Below are 26,569 nucleotides of genomic sequence, written 5' to 3'. Positions count from 1 at the left end.
AACGGCCCGCGGGTCGCCGGTGGGGTGACGCGCGGGCCGTTCGTCGTGTCCGGGGGTGGGATCAGTTGTGGCTTCCGGTCCACTCCGAGTACTCGAGCGGAGCATCGTCCCACGCGTCGACCGAGTAGACGGCGGACGACCCGGACGGGGAGGTCCGCAGATTGTCGCCGTAGGGGTAGGTGAAGACCGAGTTGGAGTAGTACTGCCAGCGCGCGGGGCTGTAGGTGGCGGAGCAGGTCGTGGTCCAGACGGCGTTCCGGTGGGTCTCCATGTCCGTCGTCATGCAGCGGCCGGTCGCGCGGTTCTTCAGCCAGTCGTTGTTCGGGCCTACGAAGTCCCACTGCTGCGAGGTGCCGCCGGTGCAGGTGGCCACCCACACCTTGTTGCTCGACGAGGCGGTCAGACACTTGCCGTTGGCGTGGTTCTTGAACGTCCAGTACGTGGTGGCGGCGGAGGCCGTGGTCATCGTTCCCGTGACACAGAGCAGGAGAGCCGCGAAGGCGGCGGCGAGGGCCAGACGGCCGCGCCGGAGGGTCATCTTCATGACGCGGCACGCTGTCGATCACTCCGCAACACCTGCAAACATCGATCCGTCCCGGGGAAGACGTTCGAGTGAACGGCAAACCAACTGTCCGTTTCCTGGAGTTGTGCGCCACGACGACGCCGAGGCGCACGCGGCACGCGCTCAGGAGCGGCGTCCGACACCCTTCACTGAGGCAACGAACGACACCCACGCAGGCGACCCGAAAACGAGAACCGGCCCCCGCTGACACTTGCTGTCACGCACCGGGACGGCATCGGCGAGGTCATCCGCGACCTCGACGCACGCGCCGCCGTCCTGGTTGCTGTAACTGCTCTTGCGCCAGGTTGCAACGTTCAGATCGAAGGGTCGCACGCCACTTCCTCCAGGATGCGCAGGATGAAACCACGCGACTTGGCCGGGGACAGTGCCAGGTCGCGCACCGAATCGTACGTGAGCTGAAGTCGCTCGACCGGCGCCGTCTCCTCGATGAGTTCGCCCCGATAACCGTTCTCCGTGTACGCCACCGTACGCCCGTCAGGCAACCGCAGATACCACATGTCCGCACTGAGCAAGCCATGAAGACCCACGCTGAACGGGAGCACGTGCACGATCACGTTGTCCCGCTCCGTCATGGCAGCCAGATGCTCCAACTGCGCCCGCCACTCCCCCGCGTCGAGCAGGGGCGTACGCAGCACCGCCTCGGACAATATTGTCCGGAACTGCGGTGCATCCTCTCCTGTGAGTAGTTCGCTTCGTCGCATACGAGCTTCTACTTGCTGCTCCAGCTCCTCTCCTCTGAGCCCACCCGAAGCCAGCAGCTCCCTCGCATAGTGGGGCGTTTGCAGCAGGCCCGGCACAACACTCACCGCGAAGTGCCACAGGCTCGTGGCCTCCGCCTCCAGTGCCATGTAGCGGCGGTATCGCTCCTTGAACTGCGTCTTGTCGCTGATCGCCAGTTCCCACAGCGCGAGCAGCAGACCGGGTGTCTCGTAGTAGTGGTCGAGGGCCTGGACGACCTCGGGGCCGCCGAGCGTCTCGCCCTTCTCCATCTTGCCGAACAACGACCAGTCCCAGCCCAACCGTTCGCCCAACTGCCGGAGACTGTGGCCGCGCTCCACTCGCAGTTGCCGTAGTTCCTCCGCGAACCGTGCGCGCGGCTCCCTGCTGCGGCCGGTGACCGCTCGTCTCGTCGGCATCGAGTCCTCCGTGGAAGGTGTGGAACGTGTGACGGCCGCCGGGGAGCCCCGGCCCGTCCGGGGCGTACCGGACCCACCGTCGACGCATCCTCGTAGTGCCCCGGTCACGCACCGTACGACAGACCGCCCGGTGCCGGGACGGGTTCACATCAGGACACCCGAAGGAGCACGCACCATGACGACGCGACACCCGTCCAACGGCCCGCTCGGCGCCGGGGCCGACCAGCCGTGCGCCACGGCCAAGTTCGGTGAGGCGACGGAGGCGCGGGACGTCCTCGCCGCCGCGCTGCGGCGCGCCGGCATCCAGCTTCCCGCGCTGGACGTCCGGGGCGCCGGGGCCGTCGCGCCCGGCGCCGGGCGGCAGGCCCGGTACGCCCTCGTCCAGCTCGGGGTGTGCTCGGCCCCGGTCGCCCTGGCCCTGGCCGCCGTGATCGTGAAGGGGGCCGCACGGTGACCGGGCGCGAGCCCGAAGCCCGGCCGCCGGGACCGGCTTTCGGGGCGACGGTCCACGACATGGCGCTCGATCGCGTCGGGGTCGTCGTGTGCCGGATCGACGGGCCGAAGGTGCGGCTCAGACGGCTGAGCGGGGGCGGCGAGTGGGACGCCGAACCGGACGACGTACGGACGCTCAGCCCAGAGGAAGTCCTGCGCGCCCGGCTCGCCGAGGTCAACGCCCGCAGCCGCAACCCGACCCGCTGACCCAGGCAGGAGCAACGGACGCCGACGCCCCGATCCCGGCCCGGGGCGTGCACAGCGCCGACGCGGTTCGGCCCGGCATGATTCTCGTCACGGGGCGGCTATGGGAAGACTCACCGTGCTAGCCCGCTCCTAGGGACATCTTCAGCACTCATGCCCGGTTCGCCTCAGGCCCCGCTCCAGCGGGGCCTTTGTGCTGTCGACTCCGACGTTGTACTACTCGCCCTGCTCCCCCTGCTCTGTCGTCCACCGATACCGGTGGACGACACGATCCTCCACGAAAGACCACAGCCGTTCATTGGCCTTTCGCGCCCTCGGATCACCGTCCTGGCCACTGACCAGCCGCCGATGCAGGTAAGCGATGAGGTCAGCCGCCTGCAGCAGTCGACTCGCCTTGGACGGGGCGAAGTGGATCGTGTCGACGAGGCATGCGAGGTCGGCTCCGATGGCCCCACCCGTGTGCCCCCTCCCCACCGCACACCCGCGCCACCGCCCCCTACCGCCTCGCCCCGTACGCCGTCGCGGTGCTGCGGGCCTGACGGGACCGGGCGGCCGGCTCAGCCGGCGGTGGCGATGCGGTCCAGCCACTCGCCCAGCAGGCGCTGCTCCGCGTCGCTGAGAACCGTCTGCGCGGGGAGCGCGGCGCGCAGGGCGCGGGCGGCGCCGGCCGGGCCCGACTCGTCGACGGCCGGCCGCCGCGTGGTGACTGCGGTGACCATGGCCTCGCGCGCGGCGGTCAGCAGGGCCGGGTCGCGCCGGTCCTCGGGCAGGGACAGCCAGGTGAGCACCGCGCCGCGCGTCGAGGCGTGGATGATCTGTGCCGCGAGTTCCTCGCCGACACGGAGCAGTCCGGCGACGGCCAGGCGCCGGATGCGGCCCCGCAGGATCTCCATGCCGGTCGCGAAGGCGGCCGACGCGCTCCTGCCCGGTTCGGTGTACATCAGCGTGAACAGCGCGGGGTTGGCCAGGCCGAACTCGGCCGCGGTGTCCCAGCCGGCCCGCAGGTCCTCGATGAGGTCGGGCGGGTCCGGATCGACCCGCTTGGTGGCCAGGAAGGCATGGAAGCCGTGCTCGGCGACCGCGTCGAGCAGGCCGTCCTTGTCCCCGAACAGCCGGTAGATGGCCGGTGCCTGGAGGCCGGCCGCGTCGGCGACCGCGCGTGTCGTGACGGCGTCGCGCCCACCGCGCGTCAGCAGGTCGATGGCGGCCTCGATGACCCGCTTCCTGGTCTGTTCACGGGCATCGGCCGGGGCGTCGTGGGTGCGTGCGCCGGGGGGACGAGATGGCATGTATCCGACGATACAGCGGTCACGCTACCGCCGTTATTAACGGTGATACGCTACTGCCGATAACACCGATAACAGATGGAGGCGCATCATGATCATCGTGACCGGAGCCACCGGGAAGCTCGGGCGGCGGACAGTCGAGAACCTGCTGACGCGCGTGCCCGCGGAACGGATCGGCGTCAGCGTCCGCGACCCGCGTGGCGCGGAGGACCTGGCCGACCGGGGAGTGCGGGTCCGGCGGGGCAGCTTCACGGAGCCCGCGAGCCTCGCCCACGCCTTCGAGGGCGCGTCCCAGGTGCTCATCGTCTCCGTCGACGCGATGGGCGAGGAATGCGTCGCGCAGCACCGCGCGGCGATCGACGGCGCTGTCGCCGCCGGCGCCCGCCGCATCCTCTACACCAGCCAGATGGGGGCGAGCGCCACATCGCACTTCCAGGCGTGCCGCGACCACGCCGCCACCGAGGACGCGCTGCGGGCCTGCGGCGTGCCGTTCACCTCGCTCCGCAACGGCTTCTACGCCACGAGCGCCGTGCACTTCCTCGGCGACGCCCTGACGAGCGGGCGGATCGCGCTGCCCGCCGCCGGGCCGGTGAGCTGGACCGCGCACGCGGACCTCGCCGGGGCGGCCGCCGCGATCCTCGCGGACGAGGGCCGCTTCGACGGACCCACCCCACCGCTCACCGGGGGTCGCGCGCTCACCTTCGACGACATCGCCGACGTCGCCACCGGCGTCACGGGCCGCGCCGTCACGCGGACCACCGTGCCCGACGACGAGTACCGCGACCGGCTGGTGGCCGACGGCGTCCCCGCCTTGGTGGCGGACCGGCTGCTGGGCATCTTCGCCGCGAGCCGCGCCGGCGAGTTCGCGGCGGTGGACCCGACGCTCGCCACCCTCATCGGCCGCGAACCGCTCACCCTGGAGGCCGTCCTGCGCGCGCCCCGTCCCTGACCCGGGCCGCGCGGGCGTGAGAGGGTGACGGCAGGAGCGTCGTACGCCCGGCTGGAGGCCCAGGTGGAAGATCCCGGCATGACGCGGAGCGCCCGACTCGCCGCCCACGGCGCCGTCTCCACGTCACTCGCCCTGTGCGGGGACCGCCGGCTGCGCGAACTCCTCGACGCCGCCACGCCGGTCGGCTCCGGCATCGGCGGGCAGACGCTGCTGCTCGACATCGACGGCACTCCGGTCTTCGTCAAGCAGATCCGCGTCACCGACCCGGAACGGCGGCCGCAGCACGTCCGCTCCACGGCGAACCTGTTCGGGCTGCCGATGTTCTGCCACTACGGCGTCGGCGACATCGGCGGCCCGGGGGCCGGGGCCTGGCGGGAGCTGGCCGTGCACACCATGACGACGAACTGGGTGATCGCCGGCGACCACGACGGCTTTCCGCTGATGCACCACTGGCGGGTGCTCCCGGACGGCGGCCGGCCGCTGCCCGGTGAACTGGCCGATGTGGAACGCGCCGTCGCCTACTGGGGCGGCGGCGCGGCGGTGCGCCACCGGATCGAGTCGCTCCGGGAGTCGACGGCGAGCCTCGTGCTGTTCCTCGAATACATCCCGCACACCCTGCACGACTGGCTCGACCGCCGGATCACGGCCGGCGACGAGGCGGCCGAACGGGCCTGCGCCATGGTGGAGGAGGAGCTGGCCGCGGGGGTCTCGTTCATGAACGCCCGTGGCCTCCTCCACTTCGACGCCCACTTCCGGAACATCCTGACCGACGGCCGGCGGCTCTTCTTCGCCGACTACGGGCTCGCGCTCTCCTCACGCTTCGACCTCTCCCCCGACGAAGCCGCGTTCTTCGACGAGCACCTCGCGTACGACCGCTGCTACACCGTCACACACCTGGTGAACTGGCTGGCCGTCGCCCTGTACGGTCACGGGCCGGACGAGCGCGCCGCGTTCGTCCGCGCCTGCGCCGATGGGGTGACGCCGCAGGGGATTCCGGCGGGTGTCGCCGCGCTCCTCGTCCGGCACGCGCCGGTCGCCGCGGCGGTGGGCGGCTTCCACCGCCGGTTCCGGCAGGACAGTCGGACGACTCCCTACCCGCTGGCGGAGATCCGGCGACTCGACGGGCATGCCGGCGAAAACCGGGTGCGGGCCGGTCGCCCAATCATGTGAACTCTGCGCCATGACCGCTGTGTTGAGCACCCCGGGTGTCGACGAGCTGGACGACGCCGTGCGCGCGCTGCGCGGGTGGCAGTACGACGGGGCACCCATGCAACTGCACCCGAGTGACCTCGGCTGGTACCAGCGGCTCGGTCCCGCGGCGACGGCCGCCGCCGTCCGGACATGGAGCCGGGACGGGCGGATCCTCGCCGTCGGGCTCCTCGACGGCCCCGGGCTGCTGCGGATGACCCTCGCGCCGGACGCCCGGCGCGACGAGGAACTGTCGCACCGGATCGCCGAGGACGCGACCGACCCGACCCGCGGCGTACTGCCCGGGGGCGAGGCGGCCGTCGAGGCGCCCGCCGACGCGCTGGTCCAGGACCTGCTGGCCCGGGCCGGCTGGGGCACCGGCGAGCCGTGGACACCGCTGCGCCGCGACCTCGCGGACCCCGTGCAGGACCCGGGCGTGCGCATCGAGGTGACCGGGCCGGAGCGGGCGGGCGCCTGGGCCGACGTGCTGCGGGCCTCGTTCGACGGATCGACGTTCGCGGCGGAGCGCTGGCACGCGATGGCCGCCGGTTCCGCGTACGCCGACGCCCGTTCCCTCACCGCGTACGACGACCGGGGGAACGCGGTCGCGGTCGTGACGGTGTGGTCGGCCGGGCCGGGCAGGCCCGGGCTGATCGAGCCGATGGGCGTGCACCCCGATCACCGCGGCCACGGACACGGCAGGGCCGTCACCCTCGCCGCCGCGGCGGCCCTGCGGGAGATGGGCTCGTCGAGCGTGCTCGTCTGCACCCCCAGCTCCAACACCGGCGCCGTCGCCACCTACCGTTCGGCCGGCCTGCGGCCGCTGCCCGAGGTCAGGGACCGCGTGATGGGCGTTAAGGTGCACGGGTGATGACAGGCGACGACGTGGTGTCCATCCTGAACCTGCTGCGGAACGCGGACACCGAGGTCTGGATCGGCGGCGGCTGGGGCATCGACGCCCTGGTCGGCCGGCAGACCAGAGACCACCGCGACCTCGACCTGATGCACCGCGAGGAGCAGGAACCGGCGGTCGTGAAGGCCCTCGCGGACGCCGGGTTCGCGGAGACCCTCGACTGGCGGCCCGCGCGGTTCGTCGTCACCCACCCCGACGGGCGGGAGATCGACCTGCACCCCCTGGTCTTCACCGGGGACGGCTCGGCGACGCAGGCGTCACTCGACCCCCAACACAGGTACGCCTACCCCGCGTCGTGCTTCGTCACCGGCACGATCTCCGGGACCACGGTCCCCTGCCTGTCGGCGGAGCAGCAGGTCGCGTTCCACCAGGGCTACGAACCGGCCGACCGCGACCGGCACGACATGGCGCAGCTCCGGCAGGCGTTCGGCATCACCACCCACTTCTGACCGGGCCGGGCGGGGAGGCGCCGGTCAGGACAGCGTCCGCAGCGCGGGGACCAGGGCGGCGATCCGTTCCATCTGGTCCCGCTGGGACGCCAGGTCCGGGGCGCCGGGGCGGATCACGATGTGCCGCGCGCCGGCGGCGACGTACCGTCCCAGCCGTGCGAGAACCTGGTCGCCGGAGCCGGTGACGGCCGCCTGCGTCCGCTCCAGCGGCATGCCGTAGACGGCCCGCGCGTAGGCGTCCAGTGCCCGGCGGGCGCGCTCGGCGTCCTCGTCGATCCGCACCGAGACGAACAGCGCGGGCGTGACGTCCCCGGCCGCGCGGCCCGCGCCGGCTGCGGCCTCCCGGATGCCGAGGAGGCCGGCCGCGCAGTCGGCGGGGTCGGGCGGGTGGGGCAGCCAGCCGTCGTACATCCGGCCGGTGCGTGCCAGGGCCGCCGGCGTCGCGCCGCCGAGCCAGACGGGCGGGCCGCCGGACAGCAGGTCGATCGACGCGAGGGACTGGGCCGCCTGGACCGGCCTGCGCAGGAACGGCAGGGACGAAGACCGACGTGAGACCCAGGCGTTCGGCCAGGCGGCCGAGGCCGATCAGCTCGCGCGGGTCGTCGTCGGTGCCCCACTGGGCGGTTCCGGTCGGGAGCATTGCGCCGATGTCCATGCCGGTGATGCTCGGGGCCGGTGCGCGCGGCGGCGATTCCCGCCGGGGAATGGTTGGGGGGCGGCGCGCCACCGCTACAACTGGCCCGTGGACTTCCCTCGCGCGCTCCGTGGCCGCCGCACCCGCCGGCATCTCAGCCAGCTCGACCTGGCGATGCGGGCGGGCACGACGCAACGGCACGTCAGTTTCATCGAGTCGGGGAGGTCCACACCGGGGCGGCACATGGTCGTACGGCTGGCGGAGTCGCTGGAGCTGCCGCCGCGGGAGCGCAACGAGCTGCTGCTGGCCGCCGGTTACGCGCCCGTCTACGCCGAGTCCGCGCTCGACGGCCCGGAACTGGCGCCCGTGCGCGCGGCGATCGACCACATCCTGCGCGGGCACCTGCCGTACCCGGCGCTGGTCGTGGACCGCGCCGGCGGCCTCATCGCGGCGAACACCGCCTTCGACCTGCTCACAGACGGCACGTCCCCCGCATCCGGAATCTCGCCGAATGGGCGCGCCATGTCCTCACCCGCGTCGATCACCTGGCGGAACTGCGGGACGAACTGGCCTGATACGTCGCCGACCCGTAGCCGTCCGCCGGGCACCTCGGCTTCGCCGTCCCGCTGCGCCTGGCCTCGCCGCACGGGGAGCTGAGCCTGGTGACGACCGTGACGACGTTCGCCACCGCCGTGGACGTGACGCTGGCCGAGCTGAGACTTGAGGCTTTCCTGCCGGCCGACGCCGCGACGACCGAGGCGTTGCGGGCCGCGGCCGGCCCTGCCTTCTGACTCCGTGGCACGGGCCGGCCGGGGTGCGGGAGGAGGCGTCACGCCTCGTGCACGCGGGTCAGCAGTTCCATCAGCAGGCGCGCCTCCGCCTCGCTGAGCGGCGCCAGGAGTTCCGCGTTGGCCCGGTCCGACAACTCGGCGCACCGCTCCAGGACGCGTGCGCCGGCGGGCGTCACGGTCACCGCGTTCTTGCGGCGGTCGCCCGGGTCCGGTGCGCGCACCGCGAGACCGGCCGCCTCCAGGTCGTTGAGCAGGAGGACGAGGTCTTTCGCGTCGAGGGCGAGCATGCGCGCCACGTCCGCCTGGGCGATCGGGCCGTGCTCGGACACCGCGGCGAGCACGGCGTGGTGCAGCAGTTTCAGCCCTTCCTCGGCGATCGCCTCGGCGACCAGGCCCCGGCCGCGTGCCGCGACCCGGCCGGCGAGCCAGCTCGGCAGGGACTGGATGTGCGCCAGGGCTCCCGGGCGTTCGGTGGACGTCATGGGAGCAGGCTATCCGGAGGTCATTGGACTTTCCAATGAAACCGGGCTACGCTTCGTTTCATTGGAAATCCCAATGGCCTCGGATCCGAGTCCACCGGAGGTGCCCCATGCGTCGTGTCCGCCTTAAGTGCAACGGCGGCCCCGCGGTCCTCTTCGTCGAGGAGGCTCCCGTGCCCCGGCCGGGTCCGGGCGAGCTGCTCGTCCGGAGCGAAGCGGTCGGCGTCACGCTGCCGACCGTGCGGAAGGTGAGCGAGGGCGGCGGGCCGGCTCCGCTCGGCGGCGAGGTCGCGGGCGCCGTGGTCGCCGTCGGCGCGGGCGTCACCGCTTTCGCCGTGGGCGACCGCGTCACCGGCCTCTGCTTCAGCCACGCCTACGCCGAACTGGCCGTCGTGCACCAGTCGATGGCGTCCGTCATCCCCGACGGGGCGTCCGCCGTGGATGCCGTGGCGCTGGTGCGCAGCGGCCTGGTGGCGCGCGGCGCCCATGAGGCGGGCCGCCCCCGCCCCGGCGACGCCGTGCTGGTCACCGCCGCGGCCAGCGCGGTCGGCACTCTGGCCCTGCAGTACGCGAGGGCGGGCGGCGCGTCCCGCGTGGTCGCGGCCGTCAGCAGTGCGGAGAAGGCGGATTTCGTCCGCGGCCTCGGCGCCGACGAGGTCGTGCTCTACGGGGACGAGTCCTGGGGCGATCCGGTCGACGTCGTCCTGGACGGCGTCGGCGGAGAACTCCTCGGCCCGGCGGTGCGCGCCCTGGCGCCCGGCGGGCGTCTGGTCGCCTTCAGTTCGGGCGGCGGCACGGTCGACGCCTACGAGTTGCTCGTCCGCTGTGCCTCGGTCATCGGATTCCGGATCGCCGCCGTCGCCCGGGACGAGCCCGAGGTGTACGGGCGCTGGCGCGACGACCTGTGGAAGCTCCATCGCAACCGCGTGCTGCTTCCCCGCGTGGCCGCCGAGATACCGCTCCCCGAGGCGGAGCGTGCCCACCGGCTCATCGAGTCCCGCGGCAACCTCGGCAAGGTCGTCCTGATCCCGTGACAGGGACCGCCGGCGCTCAGCCCTTGAGCGCCGCCGCGATGGCGTCGGCCAGGGGGGTGGTGGGGCGGCCGATGAGCCGGGCCAGTTCACCGCTGCCGCCCCGGAGCAGCCCGCGGGCGATGGCGGACGTGTCCACGTCGACCAGGATCCCCGCCATCGGCTCCGGCACCCCGGCTCCGACGAGGACGTTCCGGTAGGCATCGGCGGGCAGGTCGGTGAAGGGGACCTCACTGCCCGACTGCCGGGACAGCTCGGCCGCGTACTCGGCGAGGGTCCAGGCGGTGTCGCCGCTCAGTTCGTACGCCTTGTTCTCGTGGCCCTCGCCGACCAGGACCTCCGCGTCCGCGGCGGCGTAGTCGGCGCGCGTCGCGGCGCCGATACGGCCGTCGCCCGCGCTGCCGACGACACCGTGCTCAAGCTGGACGGGGATCTGTCCGGTGTAGTTCTCCGTGTACCAGCCGTGCCGGAGGAACGTGTAGGGGAGACCGGAGTCGAGGATGGCCCGCTCGGTCGCCTTGTGCTCGTCGGCGAGCAGGAAGTCGGCGTCCGGGCCGCCGAGCACACCGGTGTAGGCGAGGCGCGCGACACCGGCCGCCTTCGCCGCGGCTATGACGGCCGTGTGCTGCGGGACGCGCCTGCCGACCTCACTTCCGGAGATCAGCAGGACGACATCGCCCGCGTGGAACACACCGGCGAGCGTCTCCGGCACGTCGTAATCGGCGATCCGGACGCCGACGCCGCGATCGGCGAGTGCCGTCGCCTTCTCCGCGCTGCGCGCGACGCCCACGACCCGGTCGGCGGGGACGCGCCGCAGCAGCTCGTCGATGACGAGGGTGCCGAGGTGCCCGGTGGCTCCGGTGACGACGATGCTCATGGGTGGGGTCTTCCTCTCACTCGGCCGCGCGGACCGGCCGCGCGTTCCTGACCACGCTCACCCTAACGCCGTTACTTACTCATAGTGAGTACGCACTTCTGAGTAAGCTACCTACATGGCAGTAAGCGAAGAGGTCGGAGCGCTCGTGGCGCGGGCGGACGTGAACGACGCGGCGTGCCCCTCGCGCGGCGTGCTGGAGCACATCACGAGCCGGTGGGGCGTACTCGTCCTCGCGGTGCTCCTGGACGGGACCCGCCGCTTCAGCGAACTGCGCCGGGCCATCGGCGGGGTCAGCGAGAAGATGCTCGCGCAGACGCTCCAGACCCTGGAGCGGGACGGCTTCGTGCACCGCGAGGCCCACCCCGTGATCCCGCCCCGGGTCGACTACTCCCTGACCCCGCTGGGCGAGGAGGCCGCCCGCCAGGTCTGGGCGCTGGCCCGCTGGTCGGAGTCCCGCGTCGGCCAGGTCGTGGCGGCCAGGGCGGCGTACGACCGGGCCTGACCGGGCGCCGACGGACTCCCGCGGCCGCGCCGCCGGCCGGTCATCCGCCGCCCCTCCCCCGCCGGGCACCTCGTGGACGGAGGTCGTCCCGCCGAACGGCGACGGCCACGGCCGGGCGGGACGAGCCGGCCGGTCGATCCCCGGCCTCGGCCCGTCCGCCGGGCGGCGCGGTCCGCCGTCACGCGCGCCAGTCCACCGCGAAGGCGCGGGCCGGGTTGGTGACGAACACGGCCCGGACGAACTCCTCCCCGAACTCCTCCGCCAGCCGGGGCCGCAGCCCGGTCAGCAGGTGGGGGACGCCGGGTCCGCCGCCGGTCGAGGCGCGGGCCGCGGCCGTCGTGGTGTCGCCGCCGAGCAGCAACTGCTCGGCGCAACCCGCGTCCGCCAGGCCCGCGAGCAGGTCGAGCAGCCGCCAGTCCGTCGCGTGGTGCGCGCGCGACGGGCCGTCGAAGGCGAGAAAACAGCCGGTACGGGCCACGCGCACGTGGGCGCGCCCGTCGGGGTCGCGCCCGAGGTGCCCGAGGACGACCGAAGTGGGCGGGACGCCGAGCCGCCCGCACAGCAGGTCGAGGACCTGCGGCGCGCCCGTGCCCTGTTCGAGGTGGACGGCGATGGGCGCGCCGGTGGCGTGGTGCGCCTCGGCCGCCGCCGTCATGACGTACCGGGCGCGGTCGTCCAGGCCGTGGAACGCGCCGGCCGTCTTGATCAGCCCCGCGCGCACGGGGGCGGTCGTGAGGTCGGCGACGAACCGTTCCGCCAGGCCGTCGAGGAGATGTGCCCGCACCTCGGGGGCGTAGTGCCGGGCCTGGTGGAGACCGGTCGCCGCGACGACGTGGACACCGGTGCGCCGGGAGCACGCGGCCAGTTCCGCGCGCCGCCGGCCCATGCCGCGCGGCGTCCACTGCACGAGTGTGCCGCCGCCCACCGCGCGGAACGCGCGCAGTTCCGCCTCGGCGGCTACCGGGTCGTCCAACTCCTGACCCGGGAGGGACGGGGAGCTGAGGAAGAGGTGGTCGTGGGAGTCGCAGACGCCCAGGTCGCCGGGCGGGACGTCGCCCAGCACCGTCCGGACGGCCGGCGCGCCGCTCACCGGGCGTCCCGGAGCGCGGCCGACGCGACGCGGAGTCCGGCGAGCGCCTTGGGGACGCCGATGTAGGGGGCGAGGTGGACGAACACCTCGATGATCTCCCGCTCCTCCATGCCGATCCGCAGGCATGTGCGGACGTGGCCGGTGAGCTGCGGGTCCACTCCGCCGAGGGCGGCGAGCGCGGCGAGGTTGGCTATCTGGCGGTCCCTCAGCGTCAGGCCCTCGCGCTGGTACGTCCCGCCGAAGAGGGCGGTGACGACCCAGTCGGCGAACCCGGGCGCCACCTCGTCGAGCCAGGGGAGGGTGGCCTGCTGCGTCGGCGCGTCCTGCAGCAGGTCCAGCGTCTCCCGGCCCGCGGCGCGGTCGAGCCGGGCGGGGGTGAGGTCGTGGGGCACGGTCATGGGTCGGTCCTTCTCGGTCGGCGGTGGCGCGCACGGTCCATGGGCGGCACCGGACGGACATCGGTAACGCCCCAGGCGTTACGAGCGCAGCGTAACGCATGAGCCGTTACACTCGCACCATGAATGACGACGACCGCCTCGCCTTCCGCTTCGACTGCGGAGCGACCTGGCTGAACCTGCTGGCGACCAGCGGACGCACGTTCAGTCCGCGCCCCGTCGAACGCCTCAGTTCCCCCGAGCGGCTCGCGGAGTGGCTCGACCGCAGCGGCGTCGCACCGCTCACCGCACCCGGCCCGGACGACGTACGCACCGCGCGGGACCTCCGCGAGACCCTGCGGCCGGTGGCGCTCGCCGTGGCCACCGGCGAGCCGCCGCCCGCCGACGCGGTCGCCGGACTGCAGCGGTTCCTCGACGCGGAGCCCGACACCGTACGGCTGATCGCGTCGGACCGCCTGCTGCGTTCGGCGCCCGCCACGGCCGCCGCCGCGTTCGTCCGCATCGCGCGGCAGGCCGTCGATCACCTGACGGGTCCGGAGCGGGCGGACCTCGCCGTCTGCGCGGAGGGCGACTGCCGCGCCGTGTTCTCGGATCAGGGCGGGCGGCGGCGCTGGTGCCCCTCGGCGGCGTGTGCGAGCCGGGGCCGCGTACGGGCGCACCGCGAACGCCGCCGCGCCGCGCGGGCCACGGACTGACCCCGTACGCCCGCCGGCGGCGCCCCTCCAGCGGCTACCCCGCGCTGCCCGCGCCGACGGACTCCTGCGGCGGCACCGCCGGCCGGTCGCCCTCCGTCCCGTCCCCGCCTGCGCCGTGCCCGTCGTCCACGAGGGTCGTCTCGTCGAACGGCCGGTCCCCGCTCAGCACCGCACGCATCCGGTCGCGGTCGATCTCCTTCGTCCAGGTGCCGACGACGACGGTGGCGATCGCGTTGCCCGCGAAGTTCGTCAGCGCCCGCGCCTCGCTCATGAAACGGTCGATGCCGATGATGAGCCCGACGCCGTCCAGCAGTTCGGGGCGGTGCGACTGGAGACCGCCCGCGAGCGTCGCGAGGCCCGCGCCGGTGACGCCGGCCGCACCCTTGGACGCGATGACCATGAACGCCAGCAGCGACACCTGCTCCCCCAGCGACAGCGGGTCGCCCAGCGCCTCGGCGATGAACAGCGACGCCATCGTGAGGTAGATCGCCGTCCCGTCGAGGTTGAACGAGTAGCCGGTCGGCACGGTGATGCCGACGACCGGCCGGCTCACGCCCGCGTGCTCCATCTTCGCGATCAGCCGCGGCAGCGCCGACTCGGACGACGACGTGGACAGGATCAGCAGGAACTCGCGGCCGAGGTAGCGCAGCAGCGAGAAGACGTTCACCCCCGCGACGACCCGCAGGACCAGCCCGAGGATGCCGAAGACGAAGATCGCGCAGGTGGCGTAGAAACCGAGCATGATGACGGCGAGCGACCGCAGCGCGTCCGTCCCGGTCTCGCCGACGACGGCCGCCATCGCGCCGAACGCGCCCACCGGCGCCAGCCACATGATCATGGCCAGCATCCGGAAGACCAGCTTCTGGAGGTGCTGCACGCCCCGGAGCAGCGGCTCGCCCGCCCCGCCCATCGCCTGCAGCGCGAACCCGGCGAGCAGCGCGACCAGCAGCGTCTGCAGCACCTCGCCCTCCGTCAGGGCGGAGACGATCGTCGTCGGGATGATGCCGAGCAGGAAGTCCGTGGTCGACTCGCTCGCGCCCTCGGCCTGGGCCGCGCCCGCCTCCGCCGTCGCCTCGGTGAGGTGCAGCCCGGAGCCGGGCTCCAGGACGTTGCCGACGACCAGGCCGACGGCCAGCGCCAGGGTCGACATGACGAGGAAGTAGCCGAGCGCGAGACCGCCCACCGCCCCGACCTTCGCCGCCTTGCGCACCGATCCGATGCCGAGCACGATCGTGCAGAAGATGACCGGCGAGATCATCATCTTGATCAGATTGACGAATCCGGTGCCCAGCGGCTTCAGCTCGACGGCCGCGTCGGGGGCCGCGAGGCCGATCGCGATCCCCGCGACGACCGCGACGATGACGGCCGGGTACAGCCAGTGGGAACGATCGCGCCGCCGTGCGGCGTTCTTGTCGGTGACAGGGGCGGTCATGGTCCGCTCCTCCTCGTCGTCGTGGAGTGGGCTGCCGCGACTATCCACCCGGATGTGACCCCCGTCACCCTTGTGTTCATTACGGTCGTGGCCGGAACCGCACCATTCCCGGCACACTGGCCGCATGTCCCTGACCCGCGCGCCGCGCCCCCGCAGCCTGGCCGGCCAGCTCTTCGCCCTGCAGGCGCTGCTGGTCGCGGTCGTGGTGGCCGGCTGCGTCGTGTTCGCCTACCTGGCGGACCGGTCCCAGGTGCGGGAGGCCGCCGAGGACCAGGTCACCGCCACCGCGCGGGCCATCGCCGACTCCCCCTCGGTGGCCGCCGCCCTCGCCGAGCCGGACCGTTCCGACCGTACGGACGCGCTCCAGCCGTACGCCGAGGAGGTGCGCCGGCACACCGGCGTCACGTTCGTCACGATCATGGACACCGACGGTGTCCGCTACACGCACCCCGAACCCGACCGGATCGGTGGGACGTTCCTCGGCCACACGGAGCGGGCGCTCGCCGGGGAGACGTTCACCGAGACGTACACCGGGACGCTCGGCCGGTCCGTCCGCGTCGTCACGCCCGTCCACGACCCGGACAGTGGCGCGATCACCGCCCTCGTCAGCGTCGGCATCACGGTGGACACGATCGGCGAGCGGCTCGCCGGCCAGGTCACCGCGCTCGTCGCCGTCGCCGCCGGCGCCCTGCTCGTCGGCGGCCTCGGCACGTGGGCGGTCAACGCGCGGCTGCGCCGCCACACGCACGGCATGAACGCCGCCGAGCTGAGCCGCCTGTACGACTACCACCAGGCCACCCTGCACGCCGTCCGCGAAGGGCTCGTCCTCGTCGACGGGGACGGCCGTATCGCGCTGATCAACGACGCGGGCCGCGAACTCCTCGGCCTCGCGGACGCCGGTGAGGACCCGACCGGCCGGCCCGTGACCGCGTTCGGGCTGCCCGCCGCGCTCGGCGCGGCCCTGCTGTCCGGCGGCCCGCGCGTCGACGAGGTCCATGTCACGGACGACCGTGTCCTCGTCGTGAACAGCTCGCCCGTGTCCGGCGGCGACCGGCACGGGACGGTCGTCACCCTGCGCGACCACACGGAGCTGCGGGCGCTCGCGGGCGAGCTGGACTCGGCCCGCGGGTTCGCCGAGGCGCTGCGCGCGCAGGCCCATGAGACGGCCAACCGGCTGCACACCGTCGTCTCCCTGATCGAGCTGGGCCGCGCGGAGGAGGCCGTCTCGTTCGCCACCGCGGAGCTGGAGCTCGCCCAGGCGCTCACCGACCGGGTGGTGGCCGCGGTCGCCGAGCCGGTGCTCGCCGCGCTGCTCCTCGGCAAGGCCGCGGAGGCGGCGGAACGCGGCGTCGAACTGGTCCTCACCGACGACAGCCGCATCGACGACGGCGTCCTGCCCGACCGGCTGCCGGCCCGCGACCTGGTCACCGTCCTCGGCAACCTGATCGACAACGCCCTCGACGCCGCCGCCGGTCCGGTCGGGCCCGCCGGTCCCGCCCGCGTCACCGTCACGGCGGGCACGACCGGCGGCGAGCTGCTGCTGCGGGTCCGCGACACCGGCCCCGGCATGACGCCGGAGGCCGCGGCCGGGGCGTTCCGGCGCGGCTGGTCCACGAAGGGGCCGGGCCGCGGCCTCGGCCTGGCGCTGGTCGGGCAGACGGTCCGCCGGCACGGCGGCACGATCGAGGCGGAGACCGGCCGGGAGGCCGGCGCCTGTTTCACGGTCCGGCTCCCGCTGCGCGCGGAGGTCCCGGCGTGACCGGCGCGGAGGCGGACGCGATCGGCGTGCTCGTCGTGGAGGACGATCCGCTCGCCGCCGAGGCGCACGGCCGGTACGTGGAGCGGGTCCCGGGCTTCGCCGTGCGCGGCACCGCACACAGTGTTGCGGAGGCGCGCCGTTTCCTCGGCCGCACACCGGTCGATCTGCTGCTGCTCGACCTCTACCTGCCGGACGGGCACGGTCTCGCGCTCGTGCGCGCGCTGCGGGCGGCGGGGCACGGCGCCGACGTGATCGCGGTGACGTCGGCCCGCGACCTGGCGGTGGTCCGCGACAGCGTGTCCCTCGGCGTCGTGCAGTACGTGCTGAAGCCATTCGCCTTCCCCACGCTGCGCGACCGGTTGACGCGCTACGCCGAGTACCGCGCGGCGGCCGGGGAGGCGGGCGGCCAGGACGAGGTGGACCGCGCCCTGGCCGCGCTGCGCGCGCCGCAGCCCGTGGCGTTGCCGAAGGGCATGAGCGGGCCGACGCTTGCGGCCGTGACACGCATCATCCGGGCGGCCGGCGAAGAGGGTGTCACGGCGGCCGAGACGGGCGCACGGGCCGGCATGTCACGGATCACGGCGCGCCGTTACCTGGAGCACCTGGTCGCCATCGGGAACGCGGAGCGCGTGCCGCGCTACGGCGCCGTGGGCCGCCCCGAGGTCGGCTACCACTGGCGCCCTGCGACATAATCCGGAACACCACCGAAAACTTTCGGAGTTCATCACTCCCCCAACCCCCATTCACGCTCCCCGACTCCGCCCGCCTCGCGGACCACACGGCCTGACCAGGGCTGACGCACCCCCACTCAATCCCCCAACGGCCAACACTTCCGGAACTTTTGCGGGAACCGTTGACAACCCCAGGGGCCGGTCCAACACTGACGAATCCAGGCCGTGGTCGTACGGCCCGGCGTTCAGCGGTCGTCGGCCCCACGACGGCCGGCCGACCGGCGCAGCGTGGGACGTACGCTGCCGCACGGCCGGAGTCACCCCACCGACAGCCCCACCGGGTCACAGCACGCTGCCTGGCTTCCCCGACCTCCTGTACAGGAAGGGAGCACGCACATGCACGACGCCCCCACCCACCCGAGGCGCCGCGCACGCGGCCGGCCGGGGCGGCTGCCGCTGCTGCGGCTGTTCGGCCGCCTCCGGCTGCTCATCGGCGCCGCGTGCGCCGCACTGCTGATCACCGCGGCGATCCCGCCGACGGCGGCCAACGCCGACACGACGGTGACGACCAATGGGACCGGCACGGACAACGGGTACTTCTACTCGTTCTGGACGGACGCGCCCGGCTCGGTCTCCATGACGATGGGCTCCGGCGGCAACTACCGGACATCGTGGAGCAACACCGGGAACTTCGTCGCCGGCAAGGGCTGGAGCACCGGCGGACGCAGGTCCGTCACCTACTCGGGCAGCTTCAACCCGTCGGGCAACGCCTACCTCGCGCTCTACGGCTGGTCCAGGAACCCGCTCGTGGAGTACTACATCGTCGACAACTGGGGCACCTACCGGCCGACCGGCACGTTCAAGGGCACCGTCACCAGTGACGGCGGGACGTACGACATCTACGAGACGACGCGGTACAACGCGCCGTCCATCGAGGGGACCAGGACCTTCCAGCAGTACTGGAGCGTCCGGCAGACGAAGCGGACCGGGGGGACCATCACCACCGGCAACCACTTCGACGCGTGGGCGCGCCACGGCATGAACCTGGGCTCCCACGACTACATGATCCTCGCGACCGAGGGCTACCAGAGCAGCGGCAGTTCGAACATCACGCTGGGCTCGTCCTCCGGCGGGGGCGGCGACGGCGGAGGCGGAGGGGGCGGCGGCGGCTGCACGGCCACCCTGTCCGCGGGCCAGCAGTGGAGCGACCGGTACAACCTGAACGTCGCGGTGTCCGGTTCGAGCAACTGGACGGTGACGATGAACGTCCCGTCACCGGCCAGCGTCATCGCCACCTGGAACACCACGGCGTCATGGCCGAGCAGTCAGGTGATGACGGCGAGACCGAACGGCAACGGCAACACGTTCGGCGTGACGATCAGACACAACGGCAACTGGAACTGGCCGACGGTCTCCTGCAGTACAGGCTGAGACGGCCACCCCCCACCGGCGCGGCGGCCACCAACCGCCGCGCCACACCGGGCCGCGACGGGGGACGAGGCGTTGGAGAAGTTGGTCCGTGGGATCGGTTGAGCCGCGGCCGGAATGTTCAAGACGGTGCTGCTCCTGGTCGGTACTTTCGCCGTCATGAACGTCTCGTCATCGCACTCGCAGCACATCAGTGTCCACATCGACCGCCCCGTCCAGGACGTGTACGACTTCACCGCGGATCCCGAGAACCTCCCCCGGTGGGCGCGGGGCCTCGGCGATTCCGTCGTCCGCGTCGACGGTCAGTGGGTGGCGGAGTCGTCGCCGATGGGGCGGGTCACCGTCGAGTTCGCGCCCCGCAACCCGTTCGGCGTCCTCGACCACGACGTCGTGCTGCCGTCCGGCGAGACCGTGTACAACCCCCTGCGGGTGATCGCGGACGGTGAGGGCAGCGAGGTCGTCTTCACCCTGCGCCGCCTCGCCGGAATGAGCGACGACGAGTTCCGGCGCGACGCCGGCATGGTGGCCGCCGACCTCGCCGCCCTCAAGGAGCTGCTGGAACGCGCCTGACCCCGGCGCGGCCCGGTCAGCGGGCGAAGAGCGCGTCCAGGTGCGCGCCGAGGACCGCCGCCGCCCGCTCCGCCGTGCGCTGCCCGACCAGGACGCTCGTGCCCAGACCGTGGGTGAGCGCCAGCAGTCGGGCGGCCTCGGTGGCCGGCTCGGCGCCGGCGGTCAGCTCCCCCGCCGCGTGCGCCTCGCTCAGCACCTCCGTGAGCTGCGCCTCCAGCCGGTCGGGACCCGCCACGAACGGCTGCGCCGCCAGCTCGGGGTCCGTCATCGCGAGGACGGCGTACGACGTCCACACGAGCTGGAACGCGCGGCTCGGCCCGTCCCCCGGCAGGGCCTCGGCGCAGAACGCCTCCAGGTAGGCCCGCGCCGTCACCGGCCGCGGCAGCGCACGCAGCCGCGCCGCCCATCGCTCATGGCTCCCGGCCTCCAGGTGGTCCAGCGTGGCGCGCAGCAGCTCCGCCTTCGTGGCGAAGTAGTACTGCACCAGATTGAGCGACATCCCCGCCTCGGCCGCGACGCCGCGCAGCGTGACCGTGTGCAGGCCCTCGCGGGCGGCGAGCCGTACCAGCGCGTCGGCGATGTGCGCCCGGCGCTCGCCGTGGTCGACCCTCTTCGGCATCCGCGGCCCCTCCTTCCCCTCGTCCCCGACGTTTTCATGGTACAGCTGTACTACCAACAGCCCACCACGGGACGGGGAATGATGGGACACCACGACGCCCGCGCGACCGGCGTGCTGCGCCTCGCGTGCGCGGCGCAGTTCATGGTCGTGCTGGACGTGTCCGTCGTGAACGTGGCCCTGCCCTCGCTCCGCACGGACCTCGGTTTCGACGCGGTGGGGCTGCAGTGGGTCGTGAACGGCTATGCCCTCGCGTTCGCCGGTTTCCTGCTGCTCGGCGGACGGCTGGCCGACCTGTACGGGCGCCGGCGCGTCCTGCTCGCCGGCCTCGGCCTGTTCACCGTCGCGAGCCTGGCCGGCGGCCTCGCCACCGCGCCCGGCGTCCTGACCGCGATGCGCGCCGTCCAGGGCCTCGGGGCCGCCGTGCTCGCCCCGGCCACCCTCACCGTGCTGACGACGACGTTCGGCGAAGGCCCGGCACGCACCCGCGCGCTGGCGGTGTGGTCCGCCGTCAGCTCCGCCGGCGGCGCCACCGGCAACCTCCTGGGCGGAATCCTCACCGACGGCCTGTCGTGGCGGTGGACGCTGCTGATCAACGTGCCGGTCGGCGCGATCGCCGCCGTCGCCGCGCTCCGGCTGCTGCCCGCCGACCGGCCTGCGACGGCACGCCGCGCCCTCGACCTGCCCGGCGCGGTCCTGGCGACCGGCGGCGTCACCGCCCTCGTCTGGGGCATGACGCAGGCCCAGCGCGACGGCTGGACCGGCCCGGCGACCCTGACCGGACTCGGGGGCGGCGCCGTCCTGCTGACGGCACTGGTCCTGGTCGAACGCCGCCCGTCGGGCAACCCGCTCGTACCGCCCCGCCTGGTGCGGCTGCGCCCCGTCTGGGCGGGCAACGCGGTCATGCTGGTGGCCGGCGCCTGCTTCATCCCGATGTGGTACTTCCTCTCCCTCTACATGCAGGAGGTCCTGCACTACGGCGCCCTGGCCACCGGACTCGGCTTCCTGCCCCACACGCTGGGCGGCATCGCCGGCGCCCGTCTCGCGTCCGTCCTCATGGGCCGCTTCGGTGCCCGCGCGCTGATCGTGGCGAGTTCCCTGCTGGCCGCAGCGGGGTTCCTGTGGCAGAGCCGTATCGCGCCGGGCGACAGCTATCTGGTGGGCCTGTTCGGCCCCGCGCTCGTCATGTCGGCGGGCATGGGCCTGCTCAGCACGCCGATCACGACGACGGTGACCTCCGGCGCCCACCCGCGCGACGCGGGCGCGGCGTCGGGGCTGATGAACACGACGCGGCAGCTCGGCGGCGCACTCGGCCTCGCGGCCCTCGTCACCGTGGCCGCCGCTCACGGGACCGGCTCGGGGGCGGCCCTGCGGCCCGTCTTCACGGTGGTCGCGGTGCTGTGCGTGGCCACGGCGGCGCTGGCCTGCGTCCTGCCCTCCGGCGGACGCGCCCCCGCCGCCGTGCCCGCGCCGTCCCCCGCGCCGGCGGACGAACCGACGTGACCCGCCCGGCCGCCGGTCAGCGACGCGCCCGCGCCGTTCCGGACACGACACGGCGCACCCCGTACAGAACAGCACCGAACGTCAGTACCGCGGCCCCGGCGAGCACCGAGGAGAGCGGCAGGGCGAACGCCAGCACCAGACAGCCGGCCAGCCCCAGGGCGGGTACGACGCGCGGCGGGCGGCCCTCGTCCGGCGCGAGCGTCCACGCGGAGGCGTTGGCCACCGCGTAGTAGACCAGCACGCCGAAGGACGAGAAGCCGATCGCCCCGCGCAGGTCCACGGTGACGGCGAGCACCGCCACCACCGCGCCGACCGCGAGTTCGGCGCGCACCGGCACCCGGGTCCTCGGGTGCACCGCGGCCAGGACGTGCGGCAGGTGCCGGTCGCGGGCCATCGCGAGCGTGGTGCGGGAGACGCCGAGGAGCAGCGCGAGCAGCGAACCGAGCGCCGCGACGGCCGCCCCGGCGCGGACGACGGGCACGAGCCGGTCCGCCCCGGCCGCCCGGACCGCGTCGGCGAGCGGCGCCGGGGCATCCGCCAGCCTCTCCGGGCCGAGGACCGCGAGGACGGCGAGAGCGACGGCCGCGTAGACCACCAGGGTGATGCCGAGCGCGACGGGAACGGCCCGGGGAATGGTGACCGCCGGGTCCCGTACCTCCTCGGCGAGGGTGGCGATGCGCGCGTACCCGGCGAACGCGAAGAACAGCAGACCGGCCGACCCGAGCACCCCGCCGGCGCTCACCTCGCCGCCGAGGTGCAGCCGGGCCGCGTCCGAGGCGCCGGACGTGAGGGCGGCGGCCACCACGGCGGCGAGCACGGCCAGGACCAGCGCCACGATCACGCGGGTCACCCGGGCCGACTTCTGCACTCCCGCGCAGTTCACGGCGGTGAGCGCCACCACCGCCGCGACCGCGACGGCGCCCTCCCGTCCCGGCCACACGTACGAGCCGGCCGTCATCGCCATCGCCGCGCAGGAGGCCGTCTTGCCGACGACGAAGCCCCATCCGGCCAGGTGGCCCCAGAAGTCGCCGAGCCGCTCGCGCCCGTACACGTAGGCGCCGCCGGAGACCGGATGGACCGCGGCGAGCCGGGCGGTGGAGGTGGCGTTGCAGTGGGCGACGACCGCCGCGAGCGCGAGGCCGATCAGGAGTCCGGAGCCGGCGGCGTGGGCGGCCGGCGCCAGGGCGGCGAAGACGCCCGCGCCGAGCATCGCGCCCAGGCCGATCACCACGGCGTCCCGCAGACCCAGCGTCCGAACGGCGGTCGGCGGTCCGCTCATGCCCCACTCCCCCGGCGGCCGGGCCGTTCCCGACGGGATCCGGCGTCGGGCCACGATGGGCGGCTCGCACGTCGGCCGGGAGACGGCCGCCCGACCGTGCCGCGAACATCCGGTGACGGGCGTACCGTGCCGCGCCCCGCGTACCCTCCTCGTGTGCCGGACCACCGACTGCATCGCGTCGCCGTCCTCGTGCTCGACGGCGCCAAGCCGCTCGACGTCGGGATCCCCGCGCAGGTCTTCACGACCCGCGCGAGCATGCCGTACGAGGTACGGGTGTGCGGCGCGGCGCCCGGACCCGTGGCCGGCGGCGACGGCCTCGCCTACCACGTCGCTCACGGCCTCGACGCGCTCGCGTGGGCCGACATCGTGTTCGTCCCCGGCTACCGCGCCCCGGACCGGGACGACCCGCCGCGGGCCGTTGTCGACGCCCTGGTCACCGCCCACGGCCGGGGCGCGCGGCTCGCCGCCATCTCGACGGGCGCCTTCGCGCTCGCCGCCACCGGCCTGCTCGACGGCCGGCGCGCCACGACGCACTGGCACTACACGCGGGCGCTCGCCGCGAGGCATCCGCTCGTCCGGGTCGACGAGAACGTGCTGTTCGTCGACGAGGGCAGCGTGCTCACCTCGGCGGGCGCCGCGTCCGGCATCGACCTGTGCCTGCACATCCTGCGCGGCGACCTCGGGGTGGCCGCGTCCAACCACGCGGCCAGGCGCCTGGTCGCGGCGCCCTACCGCAGCGGCGGCCAGGCCCAGTACGTGCCGCGCAGCGTCCCCGAGCCGCTGGGCGAACGGTTCGCCGCCACCCGTGAGTGGGCGCTGCACCGGCTCGGCGACAACCTCACCCTCGACGCCCTGGCGCGGCAGGCCGAGGTCTCGCCGCGCACGTTCTCCCGGCGCTTCGTCGAGGAGACCGGGTACACGCCGATGCAGTGGGTGATGCGCGCCCGCGTCGACCTGGCCCGTGAACTGCTCGAACGGTCGCAGCGCAGCGTCGAGCAGATCGCCGCCGACGTCGGTCTCGGCACCGGCGCGAACCTGCGGCTGCACTTCCAGCGCATCCTCGGCACCACGCCGAGCGAGTACCGCCGCACCTTCACGCGGGGCGAGTGAGCCGCCCCGCGGGGGCTGGCGGGATCCTCGCGAACCATGGCGATCCCGCCACTGTCGGCGGCACGGGCGGCGGACGAGCCTGGTGGTGAAGGGAAAGGGACACCACTCATGACTCGCATCGCCATCAACGGATTCGGCCGCATCGGACGCAACGTGCTGCGCGCGCTGCTGGAACGCGACAGTGCCCTGGAGGTCGTCGCCGTCAACGACCTGACGGAGCCCGCCGCGCTCGCCCGGCTGCTCGCGTACGACAGCACGGCCGGCCGGCTCGGGCGCCCGGTGACCGTCGACGGGGACGCCCTGGTCGTGGACGGCCGCCGGATCTCCGTGCTGGCCGAACGCGACCCGGCGCGGCTGCCGTGGGCGGCGCTCGGCGTCGACATCGCCCTGGAGGCCACCGGCCGTTTCACGGCCGCGAAGGCCGCCGGTGCCCACCTCGCGGCGGGCGCGGGGAAGGTGCTGGTCAGCGCGCCGTCGGACGGCGCGGACGTCACGCTCGCGTACGGCGTCAACACCGACGCGTACGACCCGGCCGCGCACCGGATCGTCTCGAACGCCTCCTGCACGACGAACGCGCTCGCGCCGCTGGCCGCCGTCCTGGACGAACTGGCCGGCATCGAGCACGGGTTCATGACGACGGTGCACGCCTACACGCAGGAGCAGAACCTGCAGGACGGCCCGCACCGCGACGCCCGCCGTGCCCGGGCCGCGGCCGTCAACATCGTGCCGACGACGACCGGCGCGGCCAAGGCGATCGGTCTGGTGCTGCCGAACCTCGACGGCAAGCTGTCGGGCGACTCGATCCGTGTGCCCGTGCCGGTGGGCTCGATCGTCGAGCTCAACACGACGGTCGCCCGCGACGTGACGCGCGACGACGTGCTGGCGGCGTACCGTGCCGCGGCGGAGGGGCCGCTCGCCGGTGTCCTGGAGTACTCGGAGGACCCGCTCGTGTCGTCCGACATCACGGGCAACCCCGCCTCGTCGATCTTCGACTCGGCGCTCACCCGGGTCGAGGGCCGCCACGTCAAGGTGGTCGCCTGGTACGACAACGAGTGGGGCTTCTCGAACCGGGTGATCGACACCCTCGAACTCCTCGCCACCCGCTGACCGGACATCGCACGGCGCTGTCCACTCGATCGAGCGGTCAGCGCCGCGCGACGCACCGGCCCCGCCCGTCCGGCGGCCTTCGCCCGACCAGCCGTCAAGCAGCCGTCGCCCGGCCGTTCTCCCGGATCGCCCGGTCGCCCCCGGCCCTACCCTGCGCCGCATGGACATCACCCGGACGCCCACCGGCGCCATGGATCCGAGGGACGCCCTCGTGGCCCGCCTCACCCGGAGCGGTCACCTGCTCAGTCCCGCCGTCATCGACGCCTTCCGGGCCACCGAGCGTCACCGGTTCCTCCCCGGCGTCGACCGGGAGGCCGCGTACGCCGAGGAGGCCGTGCCGATCAAGCACGACGGGACCGGGGCGATGATCTCGTGCATCTCCGCACCGTCCATCGTCGCGACCCAGTTGGAGCAGCTCGGCGCGCAGCCGGGCCACCGGGTCCTGGAGGCCGGGGCGGCCACCGGCTACAACGCCGCCCTGCTGGGCCGGCTCGTCGCGCCCGGCGGTCACGTGTGGACCATCGACGTGGATCCCGACCTGGTCCACGGCGCCCGGCAGCGCCTCGCGGGGGCCGGGGCGGCAAATGTGACCGTCGTGCTGGGCGACGGTGCGGCCGGCCTGCGCGAACACGCCCCCTTCGACCGCGTCCAGTTCACCGTCGGCGCGGGCGACGTACCCACCGGGGTGCTCGACCAGCTCGCGCCCGGCGGGCGCTTCGTCCTCCCGATGCGCATCCGCGGCAGCGTCTCCCGCAGCTTCGCGTTCGAACGCGACGGTGACACCTGGCGGACCGTCTCGTCCGAGATGGCCACCTTCGTACCGATGCGCGAAGGCGCCCTGGACGACGTTCGCACCCTCGTGCGCATGGCAGGCGAGGGCGACGTCCATCTGGAGACCTTCGGCGAGCAGGACGTGGACCGCGACGCGATCCGCACGGTCCTCGGCCAGCCACCCGCCGGGGCATGGACCGGCGTGAAGTTCCGCCGGGGCGCCCCGTTCGAATGGCTGTACCTGTACCTGGCGTGCGTGCTGCCCAACGGCCTGTCGCGCATGCCCGGGTCGCGGCCCGGCTTCGTCCCGCACTTCGCGTGGGGCTCGATGGCCGCCCTCGACGAAAGCTCCCTCGCCTACCTGACCATCCGCGAGGGTGAGGACGACGCGGGCCGCTTCTGGGAGATCGGCGTCATCGGCCACGGCCCCCGCGCCGCCCGGCTCGCCGAGCAGGTCGTCACCGAGATCCGCGCCTGGGAGACGGGCTGGGGCAACACCGGGCCCGCGCCCTCCTTCCGGATGGCCGTCGCCGGCGCCCGTGAGCACCTGACCGCCGCCGACCCGCGCTTCGTCGTGGACAAGGTCCACAGCCGTCTCGTCGTCGACTGGCCGCGCACGGCGTGACGTC

Annotated in this window: 29 protein-coding genes and 1 pseudogene; 18 read left to right on the top strand and 12 right to left on the bottom strand. The window is 73.7% G+C overall.

Annotated features, from left to right (window positions below; translation table 11 throughout):
• Positions 1-61: 61 nt before the first annotated feature.
• The 3 genes from EMA09_RS23320 to EMA09_RS23310 all read right to left on the bottom strand — a co-directional run bounded on the left by EMA09_RS23320 (position 62) and on the right by EMA09_RS23310 (position 1,719).
• A complete protein-coding gene (locus EMA09_RS23320; RefSeq protein ID WP_129842937.1) occupies positions 62-544 on the bottom strand; it encodes a ricin-type beta-trefoil lectin domain protein in 483 nt (160 codons plus the stop codon).
• A gap of 141 nt (positions 545-685) precedes the next feature.
• Positions 686-895 carry a DUF397 domain-containing protein gene (locus EMA09_RS23315; RefSeq protein WP_129842936.1) on the bottom strand — a complete coding sequence of 70 codons (210 nt, stop codon included), beginning with the start codon at positions 893-895 and terminating at the stop codon, positions 686-688.
• Positions 877-1,719 (bottom strand): helix-turn-helix transcriptional regulator, encoded by an 843-nt coding sequence (locus tag EMA09_RS23310; protein WP_129842935.1) that lies wholly within the window; start codon positions 1,717-1,719, stop codon positions 877-879. The genes EMA09_RS23315 and EMA09_RS23310 overlap by 19 nt, the downstream gene beginning before the upstream one ends.
• 175 nt (positions 1,720-1,894) lie before the next feature.
• Here EMA09_RS23310 and EMA09_RS23305 point away from each other — a divergent pair, with 175 nt between their 5' ends.
• Both EMA09_RS23305 and EMA09_RS23300 read left to right on the top strand, forming a co-directional pair.
• Positions 1,895-2,173 carry a hypothetical protein gene (locus tag EMA09_RS23305; protein ID WP_129842934.1) on the top strand — a complete coding sequence of 93 codons (279 nt, stop codon included), beginning with the start codon at positions 1,895-1,897 and terminating at the stop codon, positions 2,171-2,173.
• A gap of 59 nt (positions 2,174-2,232) precedes the next feature.
• The gene (locus tag EMA09_RS23300) at positions 2,233-2,418 is read left to right on the top strand and encodes a hypothetical protein (RefSeq protein ID WP_129842933.1); all 186 of its coding nucleotides are present in this window, start codon (positions 2,233-2,235) and stop codon (positions 2,416-2,418) included.
• 554 nt (positions 2,419-2,972) lie between these two features.
• Here EMA09_RS23300 and EMA09_RS23290 read toward each other — a convergent pair.
• Positions 2,973-3,704: a TetR/AcrR family transcriptional regulator gene (locus EMA09_RS23290; RefSeq protein WP_129842931.1), complete on the bottom strand. Its 732-nt coding sequence runs from the start codon at positions 3,702-3,704 to the stop codon at positions 2,973-2,975.
• Between the two features lie 88 nt (positions 3,705-3,792).
• Here EMA09_RS23290 and EMA09_RS23285 point away from each other — a divergent pair, with 88 nt between their 5' ends.
• The 4 genes from EMA09_RS23285 to EMA09_RS23270 all read left to right on the top strand — a co-directional run bounded on the left by EMA09_RS23285 (position 3,793) and on the right by EMA09_RS23270 (position 7,200).
• Positions 3,793-4,650 carry an NAD(P)H-binding protein gene (locus EMA09_RS23285; protein WP_129842930.1) on the top strand — a complete coding sequence of 286 codons (858 nt, stop codon included), beginning with the start codon at positions 3,793-3,795 and terminating at the stop codon, positions 4,648-4,650.
• A 78-nt stretch (positions 4,651-4,728) separates the two neighbouring features.
• Positions 4,729-5,820, top strand: a complete 1,092-nt coding sequence (locus tag EMA09_RS23280; RefSeq protein ID WP_129842929.1) for a protein kinase family protein — start codon at positions 4,729-4,731, stop codon at positions 5,818-5,820.
• A 10-nt stretch (positions 5,821-5,830) separates the two neighbouring features.
• Positions 5,831-6,709, top strand: coding sequence for a GNAT family N-acetyltransferase (locus EMA09_RS23275; RefSeq protein WP_129842928.1), 879 nt, complete (start codon positions 5,831-5,833; stop codon positions 6,707-6,709).
• The gene (locus tag EMA09_RS23270; RefSeq protein ID WP_206305991.1) at positions 6,709-7,200 is read left to right on the top strand and encodes an amino acid transporter; all 492 of its coding nucleotides are present in this window, start codon (positions 6,709-6,711) and stop codon (positions 7,198-7,200) included. The genes EMA09_RS23275 and EMA09_RS23270 overlap by 1 nt, the downstream gene beginning before the upstream one ends.
• A 24-nt stretch (positions 7,201-7,224) precedes the next feature.
• Here the strand turns inward: EMA09_RS23270 and EMA09_RS29105 are convergent, their stop codons facing one another.
• Positions 7,225-7,611 carry a hypothetical protein gene (locus EMA09_RS29105; RefSeq protein WP_240796528.1) on the bottom strand — a complete coding sequence of 129 codons (387 nt, stop codon included), beginning with the start codon at positions 7,609-7,611 and terminating at the stop codon, positions 7,225-7,227.
• Positions 7,612-7,942: 331 nt separating this feature from the next.
• Here EMA09_RS29105 and EMA09_RS23260 point away from each other — a divergent pair.
• A pseudogene (locus tag EMA09_RS23260) lies at positions 7,943-8,625 on the top strand (helix-turn-helix domain-containing protein).
• A 38-nt stretch (positions 8,626-8,663) separates the two neighbouring features.
• Here EMA09_RS23260 and EMA09_RS23255 read toward each other — a convergent pair.
• Positions 8,664-9,107: a MarR family winged helix-turn-helix transcriptional regulator gene (locus tag EMA09_RS23255; RefSeq protein ID WP_129842926.1), complete on the bottom strand. Its 444-nt coding sequence runs from the start codon at positions 9,105-9,107 to the stop codon at positions 8,664-8,666.
• Positions 9,108-9,214: 107 nt separating this feature from the next.
• Here EMA09_RS23255 and EMA09_RS23250 point away from each other — a divergent pair, with 107 nt between their 5' ends.
• The gene (locus EMA09_RS23250) at positions 9,215-10,138 is read left to right on the top strand and encodes a zinc-binding dehydrogenase (RefSeq protein ID WP_129842925.1); all 924 of its coding nucleotides are present in this window, start codon (positions 9,215-9,217) and stop codon (positions 10,136-10,138) included.
• Positions 10,139-10,154: 16 nt separating this feature from the next.
• Here EMA09_RS23250 and EMA09_RS23245 read toward each other — a convergent pair whose 3' ends face one another.
• On the bottom strand, positions 10,155-11,012 hold the full coding sequence (locus EMA09_RS23245; protein WP_129842924.1) for an NAD(P)H-binding protein: 858 nt from the start codon (positions 11,010-11,012) through the stop codon (positions 10,155-10,157).
• Positions 11,013-11,127: 115 nt separating this feature from the next.
• On the opposite strand from EMA09_RS23245, the gene EMA09_RS23240 reads away from it, so the two are divergent.
• A complete protein-coding gene (locus EMA09_RS23240) occupies positions 11,128-11,514 on the top strand; it encodes a helix-turn-helix domain-containing protein (protein ID WP_129842923.1) in 387 nt (128 codons plus the stop codon).
• Between the two features lie 178 nt (positions 11,515-11,692).
• Here the strand turns inward: EMA09_RS23240 and EMA09_RS23235 are convergent, their stop codons facing one another.
• Complete coding sequence (locus EMA09_RS23235; protein ID WP_129842922.1) at positions 11,693-12,604, bottom strand: phosphotriesterase; 912 nt, start codon at positions 12,602-12,604, stop codon at positions 11,693-11,695.
• Positions 12,601-13,002, bottom strand: a complete 402-nt coding sequence (locus EMA09_RS23230) for a carboxymuconolactone decarboxylase family protein (protein ID WP_129842921.1) — start codon at positions 13,000-13,002, stop codon at positions 12,601-12,603. Before EMA09_RS23230 ends, EMA09_RS23235 begins: the two co-directional genes overlap by 4 nt.
• Before the next feature lie 119 nt (positions 13,003-13,121).
• On the opposite strand from EMA09_RS23230, the gene EMA09_RS23225 reads away from it, so the two are divergent.
• Positions 13,122-13,694: a CGNR zinc finger domain-containing protein gene (locus tag EMA09_RS23225; RefSeq protein ID WP_129842920.1), complete on the top strand. Its 573-nt coding sequence runs from the start codon at positions 13,122-13,124 to the stop codon at positions 13,692-13,694.
• Between the two features lie 34 nt (positions 13,695-13,728).
• On the opposite strand, the gene EMA09_RS23220 is transcribed toward EMA09_RS23225, so the two are convergent.
• Entirely contained in the window at positions 13,729-15,126 is a 1,398-nt protein-coding gene (locus EMA09_RS23220; protein WP_129842919.1) for a cation:dicarboxylase symporter family transporter, read from the bottom strand.
• Positions 15,127-15,250: 124 nt separating this feature from the next.
• Here EMA09_RS23220 and EMA09_RS23215 point away from each other — a divergent pair, with 124 nt between their 5' ends.
• The 4 genes from EMA09_RS23215 to EMA09_RS23200 all read left to right on the top strand — a co-directional run bounded on the left by EMA09_RS23215 (position 15,251) and on the right by EMA09_RS23200 (position 19,554).
• Positions 15,251-16,885 carry a sensor histidine kinase gene (locus EMA09_RS23215; protein ID WP_129842918.1) on the top strand — a complete coding sequence of 545 codons (1,635 nt, stop codon included), beginning with the start codon at positions 15,251-15,253 and terminating at the stop codon, positions 16,883-16,885.
• Positions 16,882-17,577, top strand: coding sequence for a response regulator (locus tag EMA09_RS23210; RefSeq protein WP_129842917.1), 696 nt, complete (start codon positions 16,882-16,884; stop codon positions 17,575-17,577). The genes EMA09_RS23215 and EMA09_RS23210 overlap by 4 nt, the downstream gene beginning before the upstream one ends.
• A 375-nt stretch (positions 17,578-17,952) precedes the next feature.
• The gene (locus EMA09_RS23205) at positions 17,953-18,987 is read left to right on the top strand and encodes a glycoside hydrolase family 11 protein (RefSeq protein ID WP_129842916.1); all 1,035 of its coding nucleotides are present in this window, start codon (positions 17,953-17,955) and stop codon (positions 18,985-18,987) included.
• A gap of 156 nt (positions 18,988-19,143) precedes the next feature.
• Positions 19,144-19,554, top strand: a complete 411-nt coding sequence (locus EMA09_RS23200; RefSeq protein ID WP_129842915.1) for an SRPBCC family protein — start codon at positions 19,144-19,146, stop codon at positions 19,552-19,554.
• 16 nt (positions 19,555-19,570) lie between these two features.
• Here the strand turns inward: EMA09_RS23200 and EMA09_RS23195 are convergent, their stop codons facing one another.
• Positions 19,571-20,173, bottom strand: a complete 603-nt coding sequence (locus EMA09_RS23195) for a TetR/AcrR family transcriptional regulator (protein WP_129842914.1) — start codon at positions 20,171-20,173, stop codon at positions 19,571-19,573.
• Positions 20,174-20,251: 78 nt separating this feature from the next.
• On the opposite strand from EMA09_RS23195, the gene EMA09_RS23190 reads away from it, so the two are divergent.
• Positions 20,252-21,673, top strand: coding sequence for an MFS transporter (locus EMA09_RS23190; protein ID WP_240796527.1), 1,422 nt, complete (start codon positions 20,252-20,254; stop codon positions 21,671-21,673).
• 16 nt (positions 21,674-21,689) lie between these two features.
• On the opposite strand, the gene EMA09_RS23185 is transcribed toward EMA09_RS23190, so the two are convergent.
• The gene (locus EMA09_RS23185; protein ID WP_129842913.1) at positions 21,690-22,952 is read right to left on the bottom strand and encodes an APC family permease; all 1,263 of its coding nucleotides are present in this window, start codon (positions 22,950-22,952) and stop codon (positions 21,690-21,692) included.
• Between the two features lie 153 nt (positions 22,953-23,105).
• Between EMA09_RS23185 and EMA09_RS23180 the strand changes: the two genes are divergently transcribed.
• The 3 genes from EMA09_RS23180 to fxlM all read left to right on the top strand — a co-directional run bounded on the left by EMA09_RS23180 (position 23,106) and on the right by fxlM (position 26,565).
• On the top strand, positions 23,106-24,062 hold the full coding sequence (locus EMA09_RS23180; RefSeq protein WP_129842912.1) for a helix-turn-helix domain-containing protein: 957 nt from the start codon (positions 23,106-23,108) through the stop codon (positions 24,060-24,062).
• 108 nt (positions 24,063-24,170) lie between these two features.
• Positions 24,171-25,169, top strand: coding sequence for a type I glyceraldehyde-3-phosphate dehydrogenase (gene gap / locus EMA09_RS23175; RefSeq protein ID WP_129842911.1), 999 nt, complete (start codon positions 24,171-24,173; stop codon positions 25,167-25,169).
• Positions 25,170-25,329: 160 nt separating this feature from the next.
• Positions 25,330-26,565: a methyltransferase, FxLD system gene (fxlM, locus tag EMA09_RS23170; protein ID WP_129842910.1), complete on the top strand. Its 1,236-nt coding sequence runs from the start codon at positions 25,330-25,332 to the stop codon at positions 26,563-26,565.
• Positions 26,566-26,569 lie beyond the last annotated feature (4 nt).

The organism is Streptomyces sp. RFCAC02 (genome assembly GCF_004193175.1).
In the GTDB taxonomy this organism is placed as follows: domain Bacteria; phylum Actinomycetota; class Actinomycetes; order Streptomycetales; family Streptomycetaceae; genus Streptomyces.
Note: the sequence above shows the minus strand (reverse complement) of the source record. Positions and strands in the feature narration are given on the sequence as shown.

Bases quoted from the DNA above. Each gene is read 5' to 3' on its own strand.
- EMA09_RS23320 (WP_129842937.1), bottom strand. From the start codon at position 544: ATGAAGATGACCCTCCGGCGCGGCCGTCTGGCCCTCGCCGCCGCCTTC.
- EMA09_RS23310 (WP_129842935.1), bottom strand. From the start codon at position 1,719: ATGCCGACGAGACGAGCGGTCACCGGCCGCAGCAGGGAGCCGCGCGCA.
- EMA09_RS23305 (WP_129842934.1), top strand. From the start codon at position 1,895: ATGACGACGCGACACCCGTCCAACGGCCCGCTCGGCGCCGGGGCCGAC.
- EMA09_RS23300 (WP_129842933.1), top strand. From the start codon at position 2,233: ATGGCGCTCGATCGCGTCGGGGTCGTCGTGTGCCGGATCGACGGGCCG.
- EMA09_RS23290 (WP_129842931.1), bottom strand. From the start codon at position 3,704: ATGCCATCTCGTCCCCCCGGCGCACGCACCCACGACGCCCCGGCCGAT.
- EMA09_RS23285 (WP_129842930.1), top strand. From the start codon at position 3,793: ATGATCATCGTGACCGGAGCCACCGGGAAGCTCGGGCGGCGGACAGTC.
- EMA09_RS23280 (WP_129842929.1), top strand. From the start codon at position 4,729: ATGACGCGGAGCGCCCGACTCGCCGCCCACGGCGCCGTCTCCACGTCA.
- EMA09_RS23275 (WP_129842928.1), top strand. From the start codon at position 5,831: ATGACCGCTGTGTTGAGCACCCCGGGTGTCGACGAGCTGGACGACGCC.
- EMA09_RS23270 (WP_206305991.1), top strand. From the start codon at position 6,709: ATGACAGGCGACGACGTGGTGTCCATCCTGAACCTGCTGCGGAACGCG.
- EMA09_RS29105 (WP_240796528.1), bottom strand. From the start codon at position 7,611: ATGTACGACGGCTGGCTGCCCCACCCGCCCGACCCCGCCGACTGCGCG.
- EMA09_RS23255 (WP_129842926.1), bottom strand. From the start codon at position 9,107: ATGACGTCCACCGAACGCCCGGGAGCCCTGGCGCACATCCAGTCCCTG.
- EMA09_RS23250 (WP_129842925.1), top strand. From the start codon at position 9,215: ATGCGTCGTGTCCGCCTTAAGTGCAACGGCGGCCCCGCGGTCCTCTTC.
- EMA09_RS23245 (WP_129842924.1), bottom strand. From the start codon at position 11,012: ATGAGCATCGTCGTCACCGGAGCCACCGGGCACCTCGGCACCCTCGTC.
- EMA09_RS23240 (WP_129842923.1), top strand. From the start codon at position 11,128: ATGGCAGTAAGCGAAGAGGTCGGAGCGCTCGTGGCGCGGGCGGACGTG.
- EMA09_RS23230 (WP_129842921.1), bottom strand. From the start codon at position 13,002: ATGACCGTGCCCCACGACCTCACCCCCGCCCGGCTCGACCGCGCCGCG.
- EMA09_RS23225 (WP_129842920.1), top strand. From the start codon at position 13,122: ATGAATGACGACGACCGCCTCGCCTTCCGCTTCGACTGCGGAGCGACC.
- EMA09_RS23220 (WP_129842919.1), bottom strand. From the start codon at position 15,126: ATGACCGCCCCTGTCACCGACAAGAACGCCGCACGGCGGCGCGATCGT.
- EMA09_RS23215 (WP_129842918.1), top strand. From the start codon at position 15,251: ATGTCCCTGACCCGCGCGCCGCGCCCCCGCAGCCTGGCCGGCCAGCTC.
- EMA09_RS23205 (WP_129842916.1), top strand. From the start codon at position 17,953: ATGCACGACGCCCCCACCCACCCGAGGCGCCGCGCACGCGGCCGGCCG.
- EMA09_RS23200 (WP_129842915.1), top strand. From the start codon at position 19,144: ATGAACGTCTCGTCATCGCACTCGCAGCACATCAGTGTCCACATCGAC.
- EMA09_RS23195 (WP_129842914.1), bottom strand. From the start codon at position 20,173: ATGCCGAAGAGGGTCGACCACGGCGAGCGCCGGGCGCACATCGCCGAC.
- EMA09_RS23190 (WP_240796527.1), top strand. From the start codon at position 20,252: ATGATGGGACACCACGACGCCCGCGCGACCGGCGTGCTGCGCCTCGCG.
- EMA09_RS23185 (WP_129842913.1), bottom strand. From the start codon at position 22,952: ATGAGCGGACCGCCGACCGCCGTTCGGACGCTGGGTCTGCGGGACGCC.
- gap (WP_129842911.1), top strand. From the start codon at position 24,171: ATGACTCGCATCGCCATCAACGGATTCGGCCGCATCGGACGCAACGTG.
- fxlM (WP_129842910.1), top strand. From the start codon at position 25,330: ATGGACATCACCCGGACGCCCACCGGCGCCATGGATCCGAGGGACGCC.